The following is a 4,724-nucleotide window of genomic DNA, read 5'->3' as shown; positions in this document are numbered from 1 at the left end:
CCTCAAGTCATTGCTCACCGTTGTGCTTACCTTAATGGATTAATCTTTGCTCGCTAAATAAAAAGTGGGATGCTCCCTACCTAATCCCTGCATTAATGTATTACCAATATCGACAATCTTACTAGCTGAACGATAATTAGTAGATATATTCAGTTTGTCGGAAGGCTGAAAAAATCGATTGAATTCTTGATAAAAACGGAGGTTAGAGCCAGCAAAGCCGTTAATTGCTTGCCAATTATCACCAACACAGAAAAAGAGTGCTTGAGGATTTTGTGCCCTAACTGCTTTTATTAAACGATGAAAAAGGTGTGAAAAATCTTGATATTCATCAATAAAAATATATCGAAGATGCTTTAAATCTCCACTACCAGATTTACGACGAAATGCTGTTTTTCCTGATGTCACATTTTCCGCAGCCTTTTGTATTAATCCATCAAAATCATCTTCCCCTGTTGCTTCTAAATATTCCACATAAGAGTTATGAAATTTCTCTGCTAGTTCTACAAAGTGCTGCTCACTATCACTAGCAAATTTGTGACTATTAATCATTTTTGATAAAGCCTCTGGAGTTAGAGAAAGTTTGCGACAGCGTTGTGTAAATCCTACTACTAATTTTGTAAAACGGTCTATAGCGCGGTCTTTTATTCGCTGCCAAATTTCTTCTTCACTCAAGCGATCGCAAATAATTCCATATTTTTCAAGAGATTGCTTTAATAATGCATAAAAACCTTCTAATCCGTCTACTTTTAAATCTTGAGGGTTGAATTCAAGTAAATCCCAGTTAGGATTATTCTGCCAATAGTCTCGCTTTTCATTGGACATCGCATCATAATCTGAGTCTCCTGGAAGTCCAAAATATTCAATAATTATCCCTTGCTTCTCTGCTTTGAAAATTGTAAAATCTGGACGGTAATTAATGCCATTCCACCAAAAATTGTGTTCGTATTTATATTTAATATTATGTTCAAATAAAAAATTAGCTATAGCCTTCTCACCAAAAGATTTATAGTATTTTCCATCAATTCCCTCTTTTGGTAATGAGCGACGATAACGTAACATTTCTTGTGGACTTTTATCATAGCCACCCAAAACTATATGCTCCCAGTCGTTGCGAAAGTGAGCCATCATCAAAGTACGTATTTGTTGATAAAAATTAGGGTCGTGTAAGTGGTTATCAATAACAGTTTGTAAAGCACGGCTTTTGTTTTGTTGACCTTCTGGCTCATCGAAAAGAATGCTTTCTTCGGGATGGACTAAAGCATAAGCTAAAGCATGAAAAGTCATTACATGAGGGATAGAACCTTCTAATTGTTTTTTCAGACGTTCTCCTATCTCCTGAGCAGCTTTGCGATTAAAGGCTAAAAGTAACATTTCATCAGGTGCAACACTGCAATGTTTCTGCAAAAATAAAGCTCGGTTAACCAAAGTGGAAGTTTTACCGCTACCTGCTCTTGCGATTACTTGTACATGATTTTCAACAGTTCCAATTGCTGCTGCTTGTTCATAGTCGGGTTTGGAGTTTAAGTGATTTTCTACCCAAGATTGAACGTAGTTTATTTTTTCTAACTGGTATTCTTCAATAGATATATGTTGAGTGCAATTGGATTGATAGAATTTATCAGCCTTGAGAAAGTCATGCTCAAAATATTGTTTTAAGTTATTGAATAAAGCTTGTTTTTCTGCTTCGTAACGAGCGTGTTGTTGGTGTTGTTCCTCTAGTTGTCGTTCTTTTTCTCTGCGCTCCATTTCAAGCCGAAGTCTATTTTGTTCTATGCGCTGTTGATGTTGTTCTTTTAATTGTCTTTCTTTTTCCCTACGTTCTGCTTCAAGCCGAAGCTTCTCTTCTTCTCTTCGGTTTTGTAATTCTTTGGCTTTCATCTCTAAAGAAGCTTTAAATTCTAAATTTTCCAGGCACGACTCAAGAGTAATAGGAAGATCCATATCCTGAAAGTCATGTGTAAAGTGAAATTTTAAGCATTTTAAAAACTGAAATCCTTTCAAGTCGAAAAAACTAACATGAATAGACGCATAACCAACATCAAAAATTTCTCCCCAACTACCATTTTTATGTTGTACTGCAAGACCAATAGCTTGTTGCCATAGTTCTAGATCGTTATCAGCATATGCATCAAAAAGTAAAACATTATTTATCATAACGATAGAAGATTGGATAAGGATTTTTCATTGAATGTTTACTAAACCTTATCCATTTTGAAACCTGGAGTAGTGCGGAGAGAAGTTTGAGTAGACTACCATGCGGGAACACAAATGGGGCATCTTGGCAGTTATAATCAGCAGGGAGCAAGATGCTCCCACTACTTTCAAAAACTATGGTTCTCAAAATAGATGTGGTTTATTATTTAGTTTTCCCGCAGACAGAATAAAACTAACACCGACAGCAAACGCTATTCTCTGACTTCCTCTTGACAGATACATTGCCGACATTTTTCCAACCAATCATTTTTATAAACTAGTGACCAATTATAAATAGTACTTATTTACTATTTAGTTTTGCTAGTATTGTTTTTTGCTGTGATAAATATTAAGTAACCAGGCAGAATTAATTACACAATGTCATTTGCCAATACTGTTTCAGGCTCGGTTCAAACTTGGATGAGCAAACTGACAAAAGCCGGGTATCCAAGAAACAGCGAGTCGCCACCCCAATAGACTGTAGGACAATATAGAAAAGAACAATATCACCTACAGTATTAAGAGATGTTGAGGTAAAAACTATGCAATCTTCTATAAACTTCTTCACAGTTGAAGAATACCTACAACTAGAACAAACCAGCGAAATTCGTCACGAATACCTTGGTGGTCAAGTATTCGCCACGTCTGGAGGTAGCAAAAGAACATAATCTGATCACCCTAAATATTGCCAGTCGAGTGCGATCGCATTTGCGGGGTGGTTCCTGTAGCGTCTTCATGGCTGACATGAAAGTGAGAATACAGCTAGCCAATCAAAATAAAAGTATATTTTACTATCCCGATGTCATCGTCAGCTGCGACCCCAACGACCAAGACCGTTTTTGTTTAAATTATCCTTGTTTAATTATAGAGGTACTATCACCAAGTACAGAAACAACAGACAGATGAGAAAAACTTGTTAATTACCAAAATCTATGTACTAGTTTCTCAAGACGAAATCAAAGTAGAAGTTTATCGTAAAGATGCTCAAGGAAATTGGTTAATACAAACCTTGGGTAAAGATAATAAATTACACTTAGATTCTGTTGGCTTAACTTTAACTATGGCGGAAATTTATGAGGATGTAATCAAAGTATAAGATTAATTTCTATTTCATTGATAGCTTATAGGAGAAAAACCATGCATTCGCCAGTGAATTTGCTTACCGTCGAAGAATACCTCAAAGCCGAAGAATACAGCGAAATTCGCCATGAATATGTAGACGGTGAAATCTTTGCTATGGCTGGTGCTAGCGAAGAACACAATCTAATTGCAGGCAACATTTTCACCTTAATACGTCCACACATACGGGGAACTTCTTGTCGTGTTTTCGTTTCAGATATGAAAGTTAAACTAAAGGTGCAAAAGGCTGATATATTCTATTATCCTGACCTTTTAGTCACCTGTGACCCAAATGATGGAGAAAGATACTTTAAAACCAGTCCAAATTTAATTGTGGAAGTGCTATCTAATTCTACTAAAACTATAGATAAGCGAGAAAAACGTCTTAATTATCAAAGCATTGAAAGTTTACAAGAGTATGTATTAGTTTCCCAAGACGAAATCAAAGTAGAAGTTTATCGCAAAGATGCTCAAGGAAATTGGTCATTAGAAATCTTGAGTAAGGATGATAACTTAGAATTAAAGTCAGTCGGGTTAACACTGACAATGGCAGATATTTACGAAGATGTCATCAATATTTAGTGTGTAAAAAATTATGCAACCAGCTTTACGTATCACAACCAAAGTTTTACCAGGAAACAAAATAGAAATTGAAATTCCTGAAGCTGAAATAGGCGATTGTGTTGATGTATTTGTGATTTTGCCAGAAAAAGTAGAAACCAAAAAGCGTTCAGTGCTGGACATTATAGAAGAAAGCCGTAGGAAACATCCTTCTCGAACTGCTGAGGATATAGACAGACAACTACAAGAAGAACGCTTATCATGGGACAGCTAATACTTCCAAGAAGTGGCTCTATTTATATAGATACTTCGATAATAATTTATACCATCGAAGGTAATCCAGACTATTACTCTCTGCTGCAAGCACTATGGTCTAAGTTTTATGCAGGAGAAATTCTACTCATCAGCAGCGAACTAATATTATTGGAGGTTTTAGTTGTTCCATTACGTAATGGTAATAATTCTTTAGTAGCAGACTATGAAGAACTATTATTATCATCTGAAATACGATTAATTCCCATTAGTCAATCAATACTCCGACAAGCTGCTAATCTTCGGGCTACAAGTAACCTCAAAACACCCGATGCTATTCATGCTACGACAGCTTTATCTGTTAGCTGTAATCAATTTATTACAAACGATAAAGGCTTTCGTAATGTTCCTGGTTTACCTGTTGTTATCCTCAGCGAAGTTTTAGCATCTTGAACTTAATACAAACCTAACCCCCAACCCCTTCCCTTGTAGAATACTGTAGCCAGTTGACACTCTCTTTCTCTGAAGCCACTGAGATTCTTGAATCTAAGACATGACTTGCTCAATCAGGCTTGCACCAGTTTGAGTAGAGGTCTCAT

The 4,724-nt window shown here is 36.2% G+C and carries 4 protein-coding genes and 1 pseudogene; 4 read left to right on the top strand and 1 reads right to left on the bottom strand.

Going from position 1 to position 4,724, the window contains the following annotated elements; all coding sequences use genetic code 11:
* Positions 1–39: 39 nt before the first annotated feature.
* Positions 40–2,154: a UvrD-helicase domain-containing protein gene (locus tag CK510_RS26470; RefSeq protein WP_095724504.1), complete on the bottom strand. Its 2,115-nt coding sequence runs from the start codon at positions 2,152–2,154 to the stop codon at positions 40–42.
* Positions 2,155–2,735: 581 nt separating this feature from the next.
* Between CK510_RS26470 and CK510_RS26465 the strand changes: the two are divergent.
* The 4 genes and pseudogenes from CK510_RS26465 to CK510_RS26450 all read left to right on the top strand — a co-directional run bounded on the left by CK510_RS26465 (position 2,736) and on the right by CK510_RS26450 (position 4,578).
* A pseudogene (locus CK510_RS26465) lies at positions 2,736–3,289 on the top strand (Uma2 family endonuclease).
* A gap of 41 nt (positions 3,290–3,330) precedes the next feature.
* Complete coding sequence (locus CK510_RS26460; RefSeq protein WP_095724503.1) at positions 3,331–3,894, top strand: Uma2 family endonuclease; 564 nt, start codon at positions 3,331–3,333, stop codon at positions 3,892–3,894.
* Positions 3,895–3,907: 13 nt separating this feature from the next.
* A complete protein-coding gene (locus CK510_RS26455) occupies positions 3,908–4,147 on the top strand; it encodes a hypothetical protein (protein WP_095724502.1) in 240 nt (79 codons plus the stop codon).
* Positions 4,135–4,578, top strand: coding sequence for a type II toxin-antitoxin system VapC family toxin (locus CK510_RS26450; protein WP_095724501.1), 444 nt, complete (start codon positions 4,135–4,137; stop codon positions 4,576–4,578). The genes CK510_RS26455 and CK510_RS26450 overlap by 13 nt, the downstream gene beginning before the upstream one ends.
* Positions 4,579–4,724 lie beyond the last annotated feature (146 nt).

Source organism: Brunnivagina elsteri CCALA 953 (assembly GCF_002289455.1).
Lineage (GTDB): Bacteria > Cyanobacteriota > Cyanobacteriia > Cyanobacteriales > Nostocaceae > Brunnivagina > Brunnivagina elsteri.
This window is presented reverse-complemented; position numbering and strand designations above follow the sequence as displayed.

Bases quoted from the DNA above. Each gene is read 5' to 3' on its own strand.
- CK510_RS26460 (WP_095724503.1), top strand. From the start codon at position 3,331: ATGCATTCGCCAGTGAATTTGCTTACCGTCGAAGAATACCTCAAAGCC.
- CK510_RS26455 (WP_095724502.1), top strand. From the start codon at position 3,908: ATGCAACCAGCTTTACGTATCACAACCAAAGTTTTACCAGGAAACAAA.
- CK510_RS26450 (WP_095724501.1), top strand. From the start codon at position 4,135: ATGGGACAGCTAATACTTCCAAGAAGTGGCTCTATTTATATAGATACT.
- CK510_RS26470 (WP_095724504.1), bottom strand. From the start codon at position 2,154: ATGATAAATAATGTTTTACTTTTTGATGCATATGCTGATAACGATCTA.